Below are 19,683 nucleotides of genomic sequence, written 5' to 3'. Positions count from 1 at the left end.
AGGTTCTTTAGATGGATATATTAACCTTAGCTAGAATCCAGTTTGCGATGACCACGGTCTTCCATTTCCTATTTGTTCCGTTATCAATCGGTTTAGGGCTGGCAGTAGCTATTATGGAAACTATGTACGTTGTAAAGAAAGATGAAGTATACAAAGACATGGCAAAATTTTGGGGAAAAATTTTCCTATTAAGCTTTGCAGTCGGTGTAGTAACAGGAATTATTCAGGAATTCCAATTTGGTATGAACTGGTCTGAATATTCACGATTCATGGGAGATATCTTTGGGGCACCCCTTGCAGTTGAAGCCTTATTAGCTTTCTTCATGGAATCAACATTTATTGGCCTATGGTCATTTACTTGGGATAAGGTAAGTCCTAAAGTCCATGTTGTCTTTATGTGGTTAGTAGCTTTCGGTTCAACTTTGTCAGCTTTATGGATCTTAGCAGCAAATTCATTTATGCAAAATCCAGTTGGATTTAAAATTAATGAGGTAACAGGACGCGCTGAATTAGAAAGTTTTTCAGCACTACTTAAAAATCATCAATTATGGATGGAGTTCCCACATGTAATTTTTGGAGCTTTCGTAACAGGTGCTTTTGTTATTGTTGGGATTTCGGCTTGGAAAATGTTACGTAAAGAAGACACAAACTTTTTTAAAAAATCAATGCAAATTGGTTTAGTATTAGGTTTAATCTTCTCTATTGCTACGATTGCAGTCGGACATGAACAAACACAGGCAATTATTGAAGATCAACCAATGAAATTCGCAGCAACAGAAGGGATCTATGAAGATACAGAGGATCCTGCACCATGGAAAATCATGGGACTAATGAATGAAAAAACGAATGAAGAAGGACCATCTATTGAGATTCCTTATTTATTAAGTATTCTGGGGAGTTCACATGAAGGTAGTTTTAAAGGGATGAACACTATCAATGAAGAATTAAAAGCTAAATATGGTGACGAAATGGATTATTATGTCCCTGTTAATGCCTTATTCTGGAGTTTCCGTTTCATGGCCGGTTTTGGTTCTTTAATGGCCTTATTATCAGTTGTCGGTCTAGTCTTATTAAGAAATGACAAACTACAAAAAATGAAATGGCTAATGGTAATTATGTCACTATGTACATTTGCACCCTTTATTGCTAACACATCAGGTTGGTTAATTACTGAGTTAGGTCGTTTCCCTTGGACTGTTTATGGTTTGTTCACAATTGCAGACAGTGTTTCACCAAGTGTAACAGCTCCTCAATTATTGTTCTCTAATATTATGTATTTCTTAATTTTTGCTTTATTAGGTGGAGTATTAGTTTTCTTAGTTCAACGTACAGCAAAATACGGTCCATATGCAGAAGAAAAAGAAATCGAAGCAACAGATCCTCTATCAAAGGAGGCATTCTAATATGAGTACTTTAGAGTTATTATGGTTTATTATTATTGGTGTTCTTTTCACCGGTTTCTTCTTTCTAGAAGGTTTTGATTTTGGTGTGGGGATGTCAGTTAAGTTATTAGCAAAAAATCGTCATGAGCGTGATGCATTGATTAATACTATTGGACCTGTCTGGGACGCGAATGAAGTTTGGTTGATTACTGCTGGTGGTGCTTTATTCGCATCATTTCCAGAGTGGTACGCGACATTATTTAGTGGGTATTACATTGTTTTATTCTTAATTTTATTTGGCTTGATTTTACGAGGAGTCTCATTTGAGTTTCGTCATCATATGGAATCAGATCGTGGCCGTAATTTTTGGGAATGGGCAACCTTTATTGGTAGTACCTTAACCCCCTTCTTATTTGGTTTAATGTTTACAAGTTTAGTTCGTGGAATGCCAATTGCTGAAGATAAAAATATCTATGCTAGTTTTGGCGACTATGTAAATGTTTTCTCCGTAGTTGGTGGTGTTGCTGTTACTTTAGTATGTTTCTTACACGGTTTGAACTATATTAGACTTAAAACTAAAGGTCCAATTCGTTACCGTGCTCAACATGTTGCGAAACGTCTTTATCCAGTCTTGTTTGTTGGCCTAGTCGTATTTGCTTTATTATTATGGTCAAATACAGATTTCTTCGATAAACGTCCAGTATCAACTTTAATTATTTTACTTGCGATTATTGCTAGTGCGGTAGTTGCTGCAGTAGGTACTTACAAAGACAAAGAGTTAGTGTCATTTTTAGGAACAGGTGGTATTTTAGCGGGAATTGTTATTTTATTATTTAATGGTATGTTCCCACGTGTTATGATTGGCTCTGCTGATGCTGTAAGAGATTTATTAATTGTAGATGCAGCAAGCACACCTTACACGTTAAAAGTTATGACAATCGTAACAGCAATCTTGTTACCAATTGTTTTATGCTACTTTATTTGGTCATACTATGTGTTTAGAAAGAGAATAAATACCGAAAAAATCGAGGGATAATTCTAATGATTGATAAAAATATTTTTAAGATCAATAAAATTAAACCGATTTTAATTGGGCTTGCAGGACTTGCTGTCTTGCAAGCTCTTTTGATTATCGGCCAAGCTTACTTTCTTGCTAAAGGAATTAGTAACTTGTGGAATGGTGCGACGGTTAAGTCGCAGTTGTTGAATATTTCATTGTTTTTTATTTGTTTTATTTTGCGTCAAGTAGGTCAGTTTTTCCGCGATAAGACACTCGATAGCTATGCCTATGAGCAGTCAAAAATTATTCGCCAAAAACTATTGAAGAAAATATTTTCTTTAGGACCTAATTTTGTTCAAAAAGAAGGTACTGGTAACATGGTAACAATGGCGATTGAAGGAATCAGCCAAATCGAAAATTATATAACTATCATCTTACCTAAAATTACTAATATGATGATAGTGCCATGGATTATTTTGATTTTTGTCTTTACTCAGGATTTAAAAGCAGGGATTACATTATTAATTGTGTTTCCAATTATTATTATTTTTATGATTGTACTTGGTTATGCGGCACGAGCAAAGGCAGATAAACAATATGAAGGTTACCAATTGTTAAGTAATCACTTCTTAGATTCCTTACGAGGCTTAGAAACTTTAAATTTACTGGGTCTAAGCAAACGTTATGGTAAGAATGTATTTAATGTTAGTGAAAATTATCGGAAAGCAACAATGAGCACTTTAAAAATTGCTATCTTATCTACTTTTGCTCTGGATTTTTTTACAACCCTATCAGTTGCAGTAATTGCTCTGTTTCTAGGCCTACGTCTTATTGAAGGGTTAATGCCGTTATTTCCAGCATTAACAGTATTAATATTAGCTCCAGATTTCTTTTTACCAATTCGTGATTTTTCAAATGATTATCATGCAACTCTAAATGGTGGCAACACTTTAAAAAGCATTTTTGCGGTCTTAAACCTTGATGACCCAATTAATGATACAACTAATCAAGAGCCTGTTAAAGAATGGTCAGAGGCTAGTAAAATCGTATTAAAAGGAACTGAAGTGAGCTATGATAAGGCAATTACTAAAAATGCTCTCAGTCAGCTAAATTTTGAGTGGCAAGGGTTTGGTAAGATTGGCGTAGTTGGTCTGTCAGGTTCAGGAAAATCGACTTTAATCAAACTTTTGGGAGGATTTTTATCAAGTACTAAAGAGACTCATTTAACAATTAATGATAAAAATTACCGTCATCTTAATCAGCCTGATTGGCAAAATCAATTATTCTATATCCCACAAGATCCTTATATTTTTCATGCAAGTTTAAGAGAAAATATTAACTTCTATATGCCAGAGGCAAGCGATGAAGAAGTTCTTCAAGCAATGTCCCAAGCAGGATTGGCTGATTTATTGACAGAGCTTCCTGAAGGTTTAGAGACGGTAATTGGGGAAGCTGGTCAAATGCTAAGCGGTGGTCAAATGCAACGTGTGGCGTTGGCAAGGGCCTTTTTAGATAGCAGTCGTCGAGTTATGTTATTTGATGAACCAACGGCGCACTTGGATATTGAGACAGAAGCAGAATTGAAGGCCACTATTTTACCATTATTGAAAGATAAATTAGTTTTCTTTGCGACACATCGCTTGCATTGGATGAAAGAGATGGATTATATTTTAGTCATGGAGGGTGGACAAATTGTTGATCAGGGAACTTACGAAGAGTTAATGTCAAAACAAGGCATTTATCGCCAATTTGTAACTGAAATTGAAGGAGGTAAACCAACAGATGAAACAAGCAACTAAGGAAGCACGCTTATTGTTATCGAAACAAGATACTTGGGTTCGTCCTTATTTTAAAAAATATAAAAAACTATTAGCATTAGTTTTATTCTTAGGTCTACTGACATTCTTTTGTGGGAGTGCTTTGATGTTTACTTCTGGTTTTTTAATTAGTAAATCAGCTTCACGTCCTTGGAATGTATTAGTTGTCTACGTTCCAATTGTCCTAACTAGAGCTTTTGGAATAGGTCGCCCAACATTTCGTTATGCTGAGCGTTTAGGTAGTCATAATTGGGTATTAAAAATGACATCAGATATTCGCTTAAAATTATATCGTGCTTTGGAATCAAGAGCGAATCGTTCAAAATCAGAATTTCAAACAGGTAATATTTTAGGAATTTTAGCCGAAGATATTGAACATATTCAAAACTTATATTTGAGAACGATTTTCCCCACTTTAATTGGGTTGTTACTTTACGTTATAATTGTGGTGATGTTAGGTTTTTTCTCGATACCATTTGCTTTATTAATGGCATTGCTGATGGGTATTTTAATTATTTTTCTACCCTTAGTTTCGGTTGCAATTAACCGTGCTCGTGTCTACCGTCGTAAAGCTAAACGTCACGTTTTGTATAATCAATTAACTGATTCGGTTTTAGGGATTGGTGACTGGCAATATAGTGGTCGTTATGATGAATTTTTAACACGCTATAATAGCGCGGAAAAAAGTGTCCGTATCGAAGATCGTAAGTTGAACCAATATACACGTAGACAAGATATGTTGGTTCAATTAGTTTTTGGAGGAATTGTTGTTGCTATGTTTTGTTGGGCAGGACTCTATTTTTATGGTCGAGGGACCGAGGGGTTAAATTGGGTTGCCGCATTTGTCTTAGCTTTATTTCCATTGATGGATGCTTTTGGGCCTATCAGTCAAGGGGTGACAGAGTTACCAATGTATGAAGATTCTGTTCAGCACTTTCATCAATTGCCAACCGTTGTCGAAGAAGAACTAGCTATTCATCCAGACTCTATCGAATTAGTCGATAGTTCAGTGGCTATTGAGGGAGTTAGCTTTCATTACGATGGCTCAGAAAAGAAAATTTTAGATAGGTTGTCTTTAGTTGTTGAAGCAGGTAGTACTGTGGCAGTGTTAGGGAAGAGTGGTACTGGTAAAACAACCTTAGCAAAATTAATCCGTGGCGATTTACTTCCTAAAGAAGGAAAAATAGTCGTTGGTCAAAAAGAGTTGATTCAGTTAACTGAGATGTCAGATTATATTGGTGTGTTAAACCAGGCGCCTCATTTATTTAATACAAGCATTTTAAATAATGTCCGCTTAGGCAATATTAATGCCACTGATGCAGAAGTTTTAGAAGCGATTGAGCGCGCGGGACTAAAGTCAGTCATTGATCAATTACCTCAAGGTGCTGACACCTTAGTTGAAGAAGGCGGAAAACGTTTTTCTGGTGGTGAGCAACAAAGAATTGCTTTAGCAAGAATTTTATTACAAGATGTTTCAATTATTATTATCGATGAGCCGACGATTGGTTTAGATCCAATCACAGAGCGTGCTTTATTAGATACCGTCTTTAAGGTATTAAAAGACAAGACAGTTATTTGGATAACCCATCACTTGTTAGCAATAGATCATGCTGATCGTGTTATTTTTCTAGAAGATGGGCATATTATGATGGATGGTAGTCCGAATCATTTAAAAGCTAACAATAAGCATTATCGTCACTTACTAAGCTTAGATTATCAATAAAGCACTTCCCCTAATTACTTAGTTAATTAGGGGAGTGCTGTTTTTTTTAGATGAAAAGTGTTATTTGAAAGAGTTGATTTTATATTTTAAAGTAAGAATTACTTAAGATAAAAGTGCTATCATGTTTTAATTGTAAAACAGCTGTTATGATAAAAAACTTCTGTACATCTACCACACATATAGGTAGTATAATAGTATATGCTCTTAGTTGTTAGTCATATGACATTATTTTATAAAAAGAATAAATAAACCGTATTTTTTGATAAATTAGAGTAGATTTTTTTAGAAAGGATGAGATTGGTGTTATGTTAGAAGAAGCAATTTCGATAAAATCCAAAGTGTATCAATTAGCTAAAAAAAGAGATAAAGATAATACCGTTGTGTTAAGAAAATCAGCAGAAGATGATTTTCGTTTGAGTCAGCTGGTGATAGCATGTCAGCGTCAGGCTGTTCCAAGAGAGCTTTTTATTCCAGCTAGTTATCGTTTAATTGCTTATTGGGGGAGTTATTTTTCTGATTTTCCTTTGCATGAGGTGTATTATGAGTGGAGTGATGATGAGAGATTCTCATTGGTGACTTATTTTGTTATTGCTGATGAAGATGATTCTGCTAGGGTGACCGAATTAAAGAAAAAAAGTGCTAAATTATTTAAAGTGTGCTTAGAAGAAGTTTTAAGTGATTACGAACGTTTAGATAAAAAATTACGTTTTTACCAACAAAGAGATGCTCAGTTGGTCGCAACTTATCCTTGGCTAAGCAAAAAAACTGATGAGGAACGCTTAGAGGATCTACACCGCAAACTTGTTATCAAACCAATTGCTAAAATGCCTACCTTAGACAATCTAAATAGTTTAGATTTAGAAGATGAGGAAGTTTATTCAGAGGATTTTTTACTTGTGAGAAATCGGGAAAAATATTTTTCTAAAGAAGAGAGCATTGTGACAAAAACAGAAATGGAACAAGAAATATTAGAACTATTTAGAAAATCTCAAAATAAAACAATTGCTAATAAAAAAAGATATATGTCGAAAGAATCATTTTATTATTATAGACAACGGATTACTTTATTGCCAAACCAGTGGTTAGAGGTGAGTGAATTTGTTAAAGCACCGGAAGATAAACGTTTCTTTATGATGATAGAACCATATATGGCACATTTAGATTTATTATTAACCGATTTGTCAATTACAGTCAGACCAAAATTCATTTTATCAGGTTATGTGACAGATGCTAGAACATATTATAAGCTACAAGGCTACACACTGTTAAATGATTATTTGAATTTGTACTTGAGATTGACAAAAGTTATTAATCAAGATGAAGAATTACCTTTTATTTATAGTTAAAAATACCACCTAGTAGCTAGGTGGTATTTTTTAATCTTCACGATGTAATAATTTTTTTGTTAAATCAATAAGTTGTTTTTTTTCAGGAATATCAGGCAATTTATTAATTTCACTTAAAGCTTTATCCGTATAACGAGTAGCCAGAGCTTGTGCTTTTTCAATTCCTTTATAATGAGAAATCGCGGCGACTAATTGTTTAATGTCGTGATCACTTAGGTTATCTTTCGTCTCTAATAGACTAAAAGCCTGAGGATTCTCTTGCATGGCATAAATCAAAGGTAAAGTGTAGTTACCATTACGAATGTCTTCTAAGACAGGCTTGTGTAAGGTTTCTTCAGTTGAAGAATAGTCTAAAACATCATCTAATATTTGGAAAGCCATTCCAATATTATACCCTATCCGCTGAGCTAATATTTGAACGCGTAAGGAGCTACCAGCAAAGCGGGCACCTTCATAGCAACTTAATTGGAACAGTTGTGCGGTTTTCCCTTGTACATGTTGTAAATATTGTTTGATTGTAATCTTAGTATTATTCTTTAAATGAAGTTGATCTAATTCGCCTATCAAAATTTTTTTCATATTTAAGGCGTTACGTTCAAGTGAGCTGACATCTTGTGAAGAGGCCGCAAGCAGTTGAAAGTAAACAGTAAATAAAAAATCACCTGCATATACAGCAATATCTTTTCCGAAAGTAGCTTGGATTGAGGGTTGATCTCTACGCACTGGTGAATTGTCAATAATATCATCATGGACCAAAGTAGCAGCATGTAGTACTTCTAAAGAAGCAGCATATTGGTATTGTCTTTTTGTTGAAGGACTTTTACCAAATTTTGTAAATATTAGGAAATAGGCAGGTCTCAATAATTTACCACCTGATTGAAAAAATAACTGTAATGCTTCGGTCATTTCTTTATTGCGAATTTTGACCGTTTGATTCATAATTTTTTGTGTTTCGAGTAATTCTTTTTGAATGATTGGGTACTTATCCCATAATGGATGAATCGCCATAGTCGGCCTCCTGCAATATTCTTTACACTAATTCCAATTTAGCTTAAAATTAACTTTGTGTCAATTGATTCAGATTAAAAGTTTTGCCAATGGGATAGGTTGTTTTTAGGGGATTAAAGTAATGTTAAAAAAGGTGTAGAAAGTAGGGATAGAATGAGTTGGAAGATTTTTGCTGAATTAGTTGAAATGAAAGCAAAAACTGCCAGTGTGTTTCCATTTATTTTGGGAATGGCATACAGTTGGTATCATTATAAACAACTTTATCTAGGAAATATGTTAATGTTTTTTATCGCAATGTTATTATTTAATATGGCAGTCGATATCTTAGATAACTATATGGATTATCATAATGCAACAGATGTACATGATTATAAAGAAGAAACGAATATTATTGGGCGGGAAAAACTCTCACTACCTTTAGTTAGAAACATAATGATTAGTTTTATTGTTATTTCTGCTGGTATTGGGATTTATCTAGCTTCTCAAACAAGTTGGGTAATTTTATGGTTAGGGATTATTAGTTATTCGGTAGGTATTTTTTACTCTGCAGGACCTAAACCATTATCTAGTATGCCGGTAGGAGAGGTCGCTTCAGGTTTAGCCATGGGTTATATTATTCCCTTGATTTGTGTTTATCTAAATATTTATGATGTCACTCCTTTTACGTGGCAATTAGCTGGGAGTGTTTTAGTTATGGCCTTACCGGCAGTTTTTGCAATTGCTAATTTAATGTTGGCTAATAACACATGCGATGTTGAAGAAGATATTTTAAACAATCGTCATACACTGGTATCATATATTGGTAAAAAACGAGCACTTCGCTTATTTTGGTTTTTAGCGTTAGCTCCGTTTGTTTTTTCAACTATTGCGGTGTTGACTAACATAGTTCCCGTTTTAATATTAGGTATGTGGCTTATTTTTCCTTTGATTTATAAAAATACGCTTGCTTTTTCAAAAAAACAAATAAAAACGGAAACGTTTCCTCTAGCTATTAAAAATTTAGCAGTAACGATGATTTTTTATGCTATTTTATTTGCAATAGGTGTGATTTTTTAAACTACCAAATTAAGGTAGTTTTTTTTATTGTCTATTTTTTGTGTTATCATTTGCACAATTAATTAAGTTATTGTATGATTAACATATGAAAAAAAATTCATATGTTAATCATATTGAAATGAGGGAGAGGGATTTTTATGACATGTCAACACAATGAGACTAATGAGCACAGTCATAGTCATGAACATGACCATGGAAAATTACCGGTTATTTTATTTTTTGTTGGTCTAGCAGCATTTATTTTAGCATTATTTATAGATGCAGGTTTAGTTAAAAATATGTTATATGTTGTAGCGATGTTGTTTGCTGGTTACCACATTATTGAAGAAGGTGTGATGGATACGATTTCGGCAACTAAAGCCAAAGGTAAATTTACACCTAACGTCCATATTTTAATGACACTGGCAGCACTTGGTGCTATGATTATTGGGGATTTTCAAGAAGGTGCTTTATTAATTGTTATTTTTGCAGCAGCGCACTTTTTAGAAGATTATGCGGAAGGAAAAAGCCGTCGAGAAATTACTAATTTAATGGAGCTTAACCCGACTGAAGCCCGTTTATTAAAGGCTGATGGTAGTACTGAAATTGTAGCGGTCTCTGAATTAAAGATTGGCGATCAATTACAAGTTTTAAATGGCGATCAAATTGCGACTGATGGGCGTATCTTGGCAGGTTATAGCTCAATTGATGAATCCGCTATTAACGGAGAAAGTATCCCAAGAGAGAAAACAGAAGGTGATGAAGTTTTTGGGGGTACGATGAATGGGACAGGGTCATTTACAATGGAAGTAACGAAAGATAGTAGCGAAACAGTATTTTCTAAGATTTTAGAATTAGTGAATCAATCGCAGTCTAATCTGACTAAAACAGCCACTCGAATTCAAAAGTTAGAACCTACCTATGTCAAAACAGTTTTAGTATTAGTACCTATTTTTATTTTACTTGGTCCTGTTATTTTCTCTTGGGACTGGCGTGAAAGTTTTTATCGAGGGATGGTCTTCTTAACAGTAGCCTCACCTTGTGCTTTAGCTGCTAGTGCTGTTCCGGCAACTTTATCTGCGGTGTCTAACTTGGCAAAGAGAGGTGTTTTATTTAAAGGGGGAGCGTATCTATCAAACTTAGTAGAAGTTAAAGCAATTGCCTTTGATAAAACGGGAACATTGACTGAAGGTAAACCTCAAGTGACAGATTATTTCTTTGAAACTGAAGAAGCGGAACAAGCTTATATTGATATTATTGTTGGTATGGAAAAAACTGCGAATCATCCATTAGCTAATGCGATATTAGAAAAATTTGATTCTCAGGACGAGCTTGATTTAGATGTGGAAAATCAAATTGGGAAAGGGTTGGTTACAAATTACGCCGGTGTAGCTTATCGTATTGGGAAACCAGCCAGTTTCACTGATATTCCGAATGATGTCGTGTTATTAAACCAACGTTATGCCGATGAAGGGAAAACAGTCGTTTATTTTTCTGAAAATGAGGAAGTTAAAGGCTTAATTGCAATGATGGATGTCCCTAATGAAGCTGCTAAAAAAGTTATTAGTTATTTACAAACACAAGGTATCCATACAACTATGATTACAGGGGATGCTGAAAGAACTGGACAAGCAGTGGGTAAACAGTTGGGAATGGACGAAGTAATTGGGAATGTCTTACCTGAAAATAAAGCAGAAATAGTCAAAGGACAACAAGCAGCTTATGGACCTGTTGCAATGTTAGGTGACGGTGTCAATGATGCTCCAGCCTTAGTTCAAGCAGACATTGGGATTGCAATGGGTGAGGGAACAGATATAGCTATAGATGTGGCAGATGCTGTTTTAATGCAAAATGATTTAACAAAATTAAGTTATGCACATAGAGTAGCTAAACGTTTAGATAAAATTGTTTGGCAAAATATTTATTTCTCATTAGCAGTTATTCTATTGCTAGTTGTTTTAAATATCTTTGGCAAAATGAACTTACCTCTAGGTGTAATTGCCCATGAAGGTAGCACTATTTTAGTTATCTTAAATGGTTTACGATTATTGTTGCCAATTAAAGATTAATAAAAAGAACCTAACTGTTTAGCCGTTAGGTTCTTTTTAATAGGTTAAAATCATGTCTTCTTCTTCGTCTGGCACACCGATAATTTCAATAACTAAACGATGTGGTAAACAAATAGATGTTTGACCAGGCTTGCTAATCCATCCTGTGTGAACTGCAATTTGATCGGGGCTGTTATCTTCTCGCACCCTAATTTTTGTGCCTTTAATTTCAACAATATTATACTGCTTTTTTTTAGGTCGGTAGGTTTTTTCTTGATAGGGAGTATCTTTTGCCAAAATAAAGCGATCGACTTCTTCTCCATCGATTGAAACAACAGCAGTCATTTCATCACTTTTGATTGGGGTATCGCGCTGTTGCGAATTGAAAATAACATAAGGTAAAAAAGATAAGATAATTAAGGCAATGATAATGATGCCATCAAATAGTTTAAATTGTTTTTTTATTTCTTTCCAAAACATCAGCCATCGCTCCTAAATTTAGTCGTAGAAGGTAATTCTCATTAAAAATAGTTCCTATTTAGAGTAACGACAATCTTAGCTTTAGTCAACTATAAATAGTGGAATAATTTTTTTGCTAAAAAAAGACCCTTAAAAAAGCTTTGTGAAGTGAGCAATAAAATTGCTGTTATGAGTTAGTTAGATTATAATTTTAATGAACAATTTTAGGAGGGATAATCGTTGAGTAATTATCAAGTAATTTTATATTATCAATATACAGCAATTAAAAATCCAGATGAGTTTGCTAAAACTCATTTGGAAGTATGTAAAGCATTGGGGTTAAAAGGTCGTATCTTAGTGGGAAGAGAAGGTATTAATGGGACGTTATCAGGTTTAACAGAGGATACTGAAAAATATATGACCTATATGCATAATGACCGTCGCTTTAAAAAAATGTTGTTTAAAGTGGATCAAGCAGAAGGACATGCTTTTAAAAAATTGCATGTTAGACCACGAGAAGAGATTGTTTCATTAGATTTAGAAGAAGATGTCAATCCATTAAGTTTAACGGGAGCTTATTTGTCACCAAAAGAGTTTAGAAATGCGTTGGAAGATGAAGATACAGTAGTGATTGACGCGCGTAATGATTACGAATATGATTTAGGTCATTTTAGAGGCGCTGTTCGTCCAGATATTCGTAATTTTAGAGAGTTACCACAATGGATTCAAGACAATAAAGAAAAATTTATGGACAAACGTGTCGTGACTTATTGTACAGGGGGAATACGTTGCGAAAAATTCTCTGGTTGGTTAGTGCGAGAAGGGTTTAAAGATGTTGGACAATTGCATGGTGGGATTGCTACATATAGCCGTGATCCTGAGGTTCGTGGTGATTTGTGGGACGGTCTGATGTACGTCTTTGATGAACGAATTGGGGTACCAATTAATCATAATGAACACGTTGTAGTCGGTAAAGATTGGTTTGATGGTGAGCCTTGTGAGCGTTATGTCAATTGTGCTAATCCATTTTGTAATCGTCGTATTTTAACCTCAGAGGAAAATGAGGCTAAGTATGTACGTGGTTGTTCAGCAGAGTGTCGCGCTCATGTTAAGAATCGTTATGTAAAAGAAACAGGTTTGACTGAAATTGAATGGGAAACACGCTTGAACCTTTTAGGTGAAAGTTTGGAAAAAATCACTCAATAATTTTTATAAAACGGTGTAATTTTCAGAAAGTATCCATTGGATACTTTCTTTTTCTATAAGTCTTGGTTATAATACGTGGAGACCTAGCAATAAAAAATGGACTTTTCCATTTTTTATTTTTTTATGTCCAAATTTGGACAAGTTATCAGTTAGGAAAAGAAGAGAGGATGTTTGGATGTTAAAGTTTTTTACTAAAGAACGATTAGCAGAACTGGGATATGTTATGGTAGGCTCATTTATTTTGGCAGTGTCGATTAATTCGGTTTTGAAACCTAATGAAATCGTAGCTGGAGGCGCAAATGGAATCAGTATTATTTTAAACAAATTATTCGGCATTGAACTGGCCGTTACTTTATATGCAATTAATATTCCCTTACTACTACTGTGCTTTTTATTATTAGGCAAGAAGGTTGGAATGAAGACAATTTTCGGTAGTTTATTATACCCATTCTTTGTTTGGGTTACAGCGAGTATCCCTATTTTGACAGTTAATCCATTGTTGGCTTCCATTTTTGGTGGAATCATTACGGGTATTGGCTTAGGAATAGTCTTTAAAGGAAATGCTTCAACCGGTGGTACCGCGATTTTAGCTCAAATTGTTCATAAGTATGCAAAATTTCCCTTGGGATTATGTGTATCTGTAGTAGATGGTTTTGTCATTTTAGGTGCCTTGTTAGCTTTTGAGGTTGATCGAGTTTTATATTCATTGATTTGTTTATTTGTAATTGGCAGAGTGATTGATTTAGTTCAAATGGGCTTCAACCGTTCTAAAAATGTTTTGATTGTGTCAAAAGAACCTGAGAAAGTGGCACAAATGATTTTATCAGAGATGGATTTAGGTGTAACTCATATCCCAGTTAAAGGCGGATACAATCAAGAAAGTAAAGATATGTTAATGTGTGTCTTACCTGAAAAAGAATTTCATAAGTTGAACGAAAGTGTTCAAACAATTGACCCTGAAGGTTTTGTTGTCGCAATGGCAGCAAGTGAGGTTATGGGTCGAGGATTTAGTCTAGGTCGTTAAAAAAATGTCGCTTCTATTTTAGAAGCGACATTTTTATTTTAAAGGTAATGTTATTTTAAACTGTGTGCCTTTTTTTTCTTGACTAGTAACAGTAATACTGCCGCGATGAGCTTCAATAATACTTTTGACAATTGCTAAGCCAACACCTTGACCGCCAGTTTGTCGACTACGAGCGGGATCAGCCATATAAAAACGATCAAAAATCGCTTGCTGCTCTTCTTTTGATAAACCAATTCCGGTATCAGTGACAATCAAGAGGGCTTCATTACTAGTAGCTTGTAGCGTTAAGGTAACTTTTCCACCCTTATCGGTAAATTTTAAAGCATTAGATAGTAGATTGGTGATGACTTGGCTAAGACCATCTTTATCCGCTTCAATCGTTATGTCAGCGGTCTTTAGTGAAAAATCTAGCTGTTTTTCATTGAAGCTATTGTTAAAATTCATCCCAATCGCGTTAGCGAGACTGCCAAGATTGAAGACTTCTTTGACTAAGGTGTCATTTTGTTGCTCTAAGCGTGCAATTTTTTCAATATTTCCTACAAGCCTTGTGAGACGTAGAATTTCGTTATGACATAAGCCAAGTCGCTCTGGTGTAATTTCCCAAATACCGTCCATCATAGCCTCAATATTTCCCTGAAGAGTAGTCAAAGGCGTTCTGAGTTCATGAGCGATATCGGTTGTCAATTGTTTTCGAAGTATTTGCTGTTGATCGAGACGCTGAGTGAGGGCATTGACTGATTGTAATAATTCATTGATTTCGATAACAGTTGTGGTCATGGTAACGTGTGTAGTGAAATCACCTTTTGCAACTTTTTTTGTTAAATGATTGACTTCTGTAATAGGCAAACTGATTTTTTTGGCAACAATCGAAGCTAAAAATAAAGACAGTGGTAAAGCGGCTAGAAACATCATACTTAAACTCTTTTTCATATCCCTAATAAACTGGATATCGTGTTCGGTATAAGTTTGATTACCGTAATAGCCAAAGGTAATACTGCCAATTTTTTCTTTTTGAAAAGAGAGAGGTTCTGTCTTTTCGATATAGTTGGAAGATTCTGGGTTAAGTCTTTGTTTTTTTTTATGATGTGAGGAAGACATCATTGAATTGTGAGACATTTTATTTGAATTTTGATGTTTAAAACACCAAATGTCTTGGTTGTTGCTATCTTTAATCGTAATTTCTACCTGATTGTCTTGGGCTTTTTCGGTAATATTTTTTAAATCACGCATGTACCAAGTTTCTTTTTCAGGGTTATAGGCAAATAAAACTGCTTCACGGTATTGTGCAAGTGTTTCTTCATGTTTCTCATCCACATATTTATTAAAATGTTTATTCATTAAGGTTAAAGTTAAAAAACTAACAACACCTAACAATATTAAAGAGCTAAATAAGAAAGCCCAGAGTAAGTATTTTCTTAGACTGTGCTTCATGTTATATTACCAAAACGATAACCCTTACCGTGGACAGTGACAATATAAGTTGGGTGACGTGGAGAATCTCCTAGTTTTTGTCGCAAATTTTTTATATGAGAATCAATGGCACGGTCAAACCCATCAAATTCTAATCCTCTGGTTTGTTCTATTAATTGTTCTCTTGTAAAAATTTGTTTGGGATGTTGTGTTAAAAGGCTTAATATATCCCATTCAGTTGCAGTGAGAATAATTTCTGTTTGGTCTAAGAAAACCTGTTGGGTATTGTATTCCAACCGTAATTTTCCTTGATTGAATTGAGACGCTATTTTTGAAATAGGATGAGTACGACGAAGAACGACTTCGATACGCGCAACTAATTCTTTTGGGCTAAAGGGTTTGGTGAGATAGTCATCAGCTCCAAGTTTGAGACCTGTTAGTAAATCATTTTCTGCTGTTTTAGCAGTTAACATAATGATAGGAGTATCAGCTTGTTCACGTATCGTTTGGCAAACCTCGATTCCAGATAAATCGGGTAACATCCAATCTAATACAATGAGATCGGGCTTTAGTTTTTGCCAACTATCCAAAGCTTTTATGCCAGAATCAGCATAACTGACTGTATAATTTGCTGACTGTAAGTAAGCAGCGATAAATTCTAAAATAGTTGGTTCATCATCCACAATTAAAATATGCATAGTTTGCTCCTTTCTTTCAATTAAAAAAAGCTAGCTGATTTTAAACAGTTAGCTTTAGTTTACCATAGTTGATTAAGAGTGGTGTTTGTTACATTTGATTAAAAAGCGTTATCATTATCGTAGTGATACTCTTGATTTGTTGATAATTTACAACAATCACGATTCGCTAGACGATGACGTTGTGTGTCATTCTCTCGACTTTTAGTTTGAGTTGTCATTTCTTGGTTAGTTTCTAAATTAGTAGCATCTGATTGTTCAGGTGTTCCTAGCCAAAAAGCACCACCGACTAAAATAGTTACAAGTGTAACCGCCCCTAAAGTTTTTGAAAATTTCATTGTTTTAACCTCCTAGTTATGACCTTACCTTTAAGATAATAAAAAGTTTTGTAGATTTTATGTAGAAAATTATCTGGATTAAAAATAACAAGGGATATTAAGTGACAAAAGGATGAGGAAACAATATAATGTTATTATAGAAAACTAATGAAAGGGTGAGTAATATGTATGAAGAAAAAAGAGGGTTTGATTGGTTAAGCTTGGCTATGGGAGTTATCTTTATCATAGCGGCACTTACTTCATTTAGAGTCTCACCAATTAGTAATATTGGAGTAATTGTTAGTATGTTTACAATTACTGTTTTATTTAAAGGGATTTATATGTTGATGGCTCGAAGTAAAATTAGAAAATATATTGACTTACCTTTAACCCCACTATTAATAATTGGGATTATTGATATCTTAATTGGAATTTATTTTATATTTAATTTGAGTAGTGGTGTTGCAATTGCTCCTTATGTATTTGCTAGCTGGTTTTTATTGGATTCAATCTTTGGCTTGTTTGACTTAGGTTGGATAAAAAAAATTAATAAGGGTTATTTCTGGTTCTCATTAATTAGTCATGTGATTGGAATAGCTGTCGGTATTATGTTGTTAGTGTCACCGATTGTATCTGTGATGACTTTATCATTTTTAGTTGGATTGTATCTCCTAACAATGGGCGTTTTATATATTGTGAGATCTTTTCCAGTTTAAAGATAAGTAAAAAAGTTACCTAGATTATCTTTTATTAAGAGATAATTTAGGTAACTTTTTATTTTTTAATCAGTATAATGGCGTTTAAAAATTAATTCATTATTCTCTGGATCAATTTTTTGAGTGTTACTAAACATGTGCTTTTCGTAAAATGTTATTGCCTGGTGATTATGGGCATGAACGCTTAATAAAATAGCATTGATGACATAGTGTTGATGTATGTAAGAAATAATAGCTTTTATTGCCTGGTGTCCATATGTTTTCCCCTGGTAGTTCTGATCAATCATCAAGCGATCTAACCAAATAGTCTGTTCGTCTGTATCAAAAGCGCCAATCATGGTAAAACCAACAAGTGTTTCTTTATGATAAAGACCGAAGGGATGCCAGTTATGGCTTTGGTCATAGGCTGCTTCTAATAAAGAGTCTTGGTTTGTTTCAATAGTGTTTATTTGATTAGGGCCGACTGATAAGGCACAAATTGCGCGCCAATTGTTTTCAGTAACAGATACTAGACGAATCGTCATAACTTTTACTCACTTTCTTACTTTAATTTTTATAGTTCCGTATATTTTTTTTTAATTCCCTTACTTTTAGTAACTGGATACCTTTGTCTATTTAGACATAATTTTTCGCGGATGATTTCCTGATAATCTAATCCTAAATCACTGGCTAACATGAGCGAATAAATCAATACATCAGCGAGCTCTTCTTTAATATTTTGTTGCTTTTCCAAAAGTGCTTCTTCACTTGATTTCCATTGGAAATTTTCAACAAGTTCAGAAGCTTCGAGTGAAACCGATATTGCCAAGTCTTTTGGGTTATGAAATTGATTCCAATCACGTTCTTCTCGGAATTTATTTACCTCATCCACAATATTTGACATTTAATCCCTCCTACTTCTAATCATAGTTTATCATAGTGTTAAATTTTGAGCTAACAGTTAATGAAACTGTTAAATTATAAAGAAAAGCAATATAATAATCCTATATTTTTATTAAAATAATGCAAAGTACTTCCTTTTTATTAGTGCCTAGACTACACTAGAAAGTGCTTAAAGTTCATATAAATAGTTAAAAAATTAGAGTGAAGGAGTAGGGAAATGCGAGTACTTGTAACAGCAGGTGGAACATCTGAAAGAATTGATGATGTGCGGGGGATTACCAATTTTTCGACAGGCCGTTTGGGAAGTTTAATTGCAGATGCTTATGCCGAAAAAGAAAATAGTGACGTGACTTATATCCACGGCAAGACAGCAATATTGCCGAAAAATCAGAACATAAAAAAAATTGAGATAGAATCAGTTGACGACTTATTAAATAGTCTAGAAACATGTTTAAAACAGACAAATTTTGATATTGTTGTTCATAGTATGGCAGTAAGTGATTATTATTTGGCAGGTACAGCAAGTCAAGATCAAGTCGTTGCCTCCTTAGCAAAAGCGTCTCAAGCAAATCTAGTTGCCACAGATATTCAGCTTCAAGAGGCTTTAGAGACAAGTTTTAAAAATGCTTCAGAGAGCGCAGGCAAGATGAGCTCTGATTTGGGAACGGTTTACATGCAATTGAAGCAGACACCTAAGGTGATTGGTAGAATCAAAGCACTTCAACCAGCGACGACCTTGGTCGGTTTTAAACTCCTAGTTGACGTACCAGAATCAGAATTAATATCAGTTGCAACCCGTCTGATGGCTAAAAATAGTTGTGATTATGTTTTAGCTAACGATAAGACTCGTATTAGCGGTGATCAGCATGTCGGGCTTTTATTGACTAAGGACGGAACGTATACATATTTTGAAACAAAAAGAGACATTGCTCAAGGAATTGTCAAAGAAACAACTCAAGGGAGAGAAAGTTAAATGAAAAAAGTAGTATTGGGTGTTAGTGCTAGTATTGCAGCGTATAAGGCTGCTTCAATTATTACCGAATTAAAAAAACGAGATGTGGATGTACATGTGATAATGACGCAACATAGTACAGCTTTCATTACACCGTTAACGTTACAAATCTTGTCAGGTAATCCAGTTCATGTTGATGTGATGACCGAACCATCAGTTGAACGTATCAATCATATTTACTTGGCACAAAATACCGATTTATTATTAGTAGCACCGGCTACCGCTAATACTTTAGGCAAGATAGCCAACGGAATTGCTGATGATATGTTATCAACTGTCTGTATGGCAACCCCGCAAACAATGCCGCGTTTGATTGCACCAGCCATGAATACTAAAATGTATGAAAATCCAGCCACACAAAAAAATTTAGCGACATTAAAAGAATATGGTTATGAAGAAATTACTCCTGTAACAGAACGCTTAGCCTGTGGAGATGTTGGAATCGGGGCAATGGCAAAGGTTGAAGACATTATAGACATTGTTATGGCAAAATTAAACGAGAGTCCACTCGTTTAAAAAAAGAACGAGAGTTTGTTAAAAGCTTGTTACAAAGGGCTTTTTAAGCTTTATTTGATTGACTTTATACCAATTACCCCCTACAAT

At 34.5% G+C, this 19,683-nt stretch carries 19 protein-coding genes; 12 read left to right on the top strand and 7 right to left on the bottom strand.

The features are described from left to right. The first annotated feature begins 11 nt into the window (after nt 1-11). The 5 genes from OL234_RS10290 (at nt 12) to OL234_RS10270 (ending at nt 7,268) form a co-directional block, all read left to right on the top strand. On the top strand, nt 12-1,403 hold the full coding sequence (locus tag OL234_RS10290; RefSeq protein WP_275469111.1) for a cytochrome ubiquinol oxidase subunit I: 1,392 nt from the start codon (nt 12-14) through the stop codon (nt 1,401-1,403). A 1-nt stretch (nt 1,404) separates the two neighbouring features. Beyond that, nucleotides 1,405-2,418, top strand: coding sequence for a cytochrome d ubiquinol oxidase subunit II (gene cydB / locus OL234_RS10285; RefSeq protein WP_275469110.1), 1,014 nt, complete (start codon nt 1,405-1,407; stop codon nt 2,416-2,418). A gap of 5 nt (nt 2,419-2,423) precedes the next feature. Then, nucleotides 2,424-4,181 carry a thiol reductant ABC exporter subunit CydD gene (gene cydD, locus OL234_RS10280; RefSeq protein ID WP_275469109.1) on the top strand — a complete coding sequence of 586 codons (1,758 nt, stop codon included), beginning with the start codon at nt 2,424-2,426 and terminating at the stop codon, nt 4,179-4,181. Further along, nucleotides 4,165-5,922 (top strand): thiol reductant ABC exporter subunit CydC, encoded by a 1,758-nt coding sequence (gene cydC, locus OL234_RS10275; RefSeq protein ID WP_275469108.1) that lies wholly within the window; start codon nt 4,165-4,167, stop codon nt 5,920-5,922. Before cydD ends, cydC begins: the two co-directional genes overlap by 17 nt. A gap of 305 nt (nt 5,923-6,227) precedes the next feature. Beyond that, entirely contained in the window at nt 6,228-7,268 is a 1,041-nt protein-coding gene (locus tag OL234_RS10270; protein ID WP_275469107.1) for a hypothetical protein, read from the top strand. Nucleotides 7,269-7,298: 30 nt separating this feature from the next. Here the strand turns inward: OL234_RS10270 and OL234_RS10265 are convergent, their stop codons facing one another. Beyond that, a complete protein-coding gene (locus OL234_RS10265) occupies nt 7,299-8,276 on the bottom strand; it encodes a polyprenyl synthetase family protein (RefSeq protein WP_275469106.1) in 978 nt (325 codons plus the stop codon). Between the two features lie 153 nt (nt 8,277-8,429). On the opposite strand from OL234_RS10265, the gene OL234_RS10260 reads away from it, so the two are divergent. Continuing rightward, the gene (locus OL234_RS10260) at nt 8,430-9,332 is read left to right on the top strand and encodes a prenyltransferase (protein ID WP_275469105.1); all 903 of its coding nucleotides are present in this window, start codon (nt 8,430-8,432) and stop codon (nt 9,330-9,332) included. A 137-nt stretch (nt 9,333-9,469) separates the two neighbouring features. After that, nucleotides 9,470-11,380 (top strand): heavy metal translocating P-type ATPase, encoded by a 1,911-nt coding sequence (locus tag OL234_RS10255; protein WP_275469104.1) that lies wholly within the window; start codon nt 9,470-9,472, stop codon nt 11,378-11,380. 36 nt (nt 11,381-11,416) lie between these two features. On the opposite strand, the gene OL234_RS10250 is transcribed toward OL234_RS10255, so the two are convergent. Beyond that, nucleotides 11,417-11,839: a NusG domain II-containing protein gene (locus OL234_RS10250; protein ID WP_275469103.1), complete on the bottom strand. Its 423-nt coding sequence runs from the start codon at nt 11,837-11,839 to the stop codon at nt 11,417-11,419. 219 nt (nt 11,840-12,058) lie between these two features. Here OL234_RS10250 and trhO point away from each other — a divergent pair, with 219 nt between their 5' ends. Then, on the top strand, nt 12,059-13,024 hold the full coding sequence (trhO, locus tag OL234_RS10245; RefSeq protein ID WP_275469102.1) for an oxygen-dependent tRNA uridine(34) hydroxylase TrhO: 966 nt from the start codon (nt 12,059-12,061) through the stop codon (nt 13,022-13,024). A 175-nt stretch (nt 13,025-13,199) separates the two neighbouring features. Next, complete coding sequence (locus OL234_RS10240) at nt 13,200-14,048, top strand: YitT family protein (protein WP_275469101.1); 849 nt, start codon at nt 13,200-13,202, stop codon at nt 14,046-14,048. A 33-nt stretch (nt 14,049-14,081) separates the two neighbouring features. Here the strand turns inward: OL234_RS10240 and OL234_RS10235 are convergent, their stop codons facing one another. The 3 genes from OL234_RS10235 to OL234_RS10225 all read right to left on the bottom strand — a co-directional run bounded on the left by OL234_RS10235 (nt 14,082) and on the right by OL234_RS10225 (nt 16,491). Continuing rightward, on the bottom strand, nt 14,082-15,386 hold the full coding sequence (locus tag OL234_RS10235) for a sensor histidine kinase (RefSeq protein ID WP_275469100.1): 1,305 nt from the start codon (nt 15,384-15,386) through the stop codon (nt 14,082-14,084). An 89-nt stretch (nt 15,387-15,475) separates the two neighbouring features. Continuing rightward, nucleotides 15,476-16,156 carry a response regulator transcription factor gene (locus OL234_RS10230; RefSeq protein ID WP_275469099.1) on the bottom strand — a complete coding sequence of 227 codons (681 nt, stop codon included), beginning with the start codon at nt 16,154-16,156 and terminating at the stop codon, nt 15,476-15,478. Between the two features lie 98 nt (nt 16,157-16,254). Further along, nucleotides 16,255-16,491 (bottom strand): hypothetical protein, encoded by a 237-nt coding sequence (locus OL234_RS10225; RefSeq protein ID WP_275469098.1) that lies wholly within the window; start codon nt 16,489-16,491, stop codon nt 16,255-16,257. A 164-nt stretch (nt 16,492-16,655) separates the two neighbouring features. Here OL234_RS10225 and OL234_RS10220 point away from each other — a divergent pair, with 164 nt between their 5' ends. Then, nucleotides 16,656-17,186, top strand: a complete 531-nt coding sequence (locus OL234_RS10220) for a DUF308 domain-containing protein (RefSeq protein ID WP_275469097.1) — start codon at nt 16,656-16,658, stop codon at nt 17,184-17,186. Nucleotides 17,187-17,251: 65 nt separating this feature from the next. Here the strand turns inward: OL234_RS10220 and OL234_RS10215 are convergent, their stop codons facing one another. Further along, nucleotides 17,252-17,710 (bottom strand): GNAT family N-acetyltransferase, encoded by a 459-nt coding sequence (locus OL234_RS10215; protein ID WP_275469096.1) that lies wholly within the window; start codon nt 17,708-17,710, stop codon nt 17,252-17,254. A gap of 29 nt (nt 17,711-17,739) precedes the next feature. Then, nucleotides 17,740-18,069, bottom strand: a complete 330-nt coding sequence (locus OL234_RS10210; RefSeq protein ID WP_275469095.1) for a nucleotide pyrophosphohydrolase — start codon at nt 18,067-18,069, stop codon at nt 17,740-17,742. Between the two features lie 216 nt (nt 18,070-18,285). Here OL234_RS10210 and OL234_RS10205 point away from each other — a divergent pair, with 216 nt between their 5' ends. Together OL234_RS10205 and OL234_RS10200 are read left to right on the top strand one after the other, a co-directional pair. After that, nucleotides 18,286-19,041 carry a phosphopantothenoylcysteine decarboxylase domain-containing protein gene (locus OL234_RS10205; RefSeq protein WP_275469094.1) on the top strand — a complete coding sequence of 252 codons (756 nt, stop codon included), beginning with the start codon at nt 18,286-18,288 and terminating at the stop codon, nt 19,039-19,041. After that, a complete protein-coding gene (locus OL234_RS10200) occupies nt 19,042-19,596 on the top strand; it encodes a flavoprotein (protein ID WP_275469093.1) in 555 nt (184 codons plus the stop codon). Nucleotides 19,597-19,683 lie beyond the last annotated feature (87 nt).

Origin of the sequence: Vagococcus intermedius, from assembly GCF_029144185.1 — a bacterium.
Taxonomy (GTDB): domain Bacteria; phylum Bacillota; class Bacilli; order Lactobacillales; family Vagococcaceae; genus Vagococcus_D; species Vagococcus_D intermedius.
Note: the sequence above shows the minus strand (reverse complement) of the source record. Positions and strands in the feature narration are given on the sequence as shown.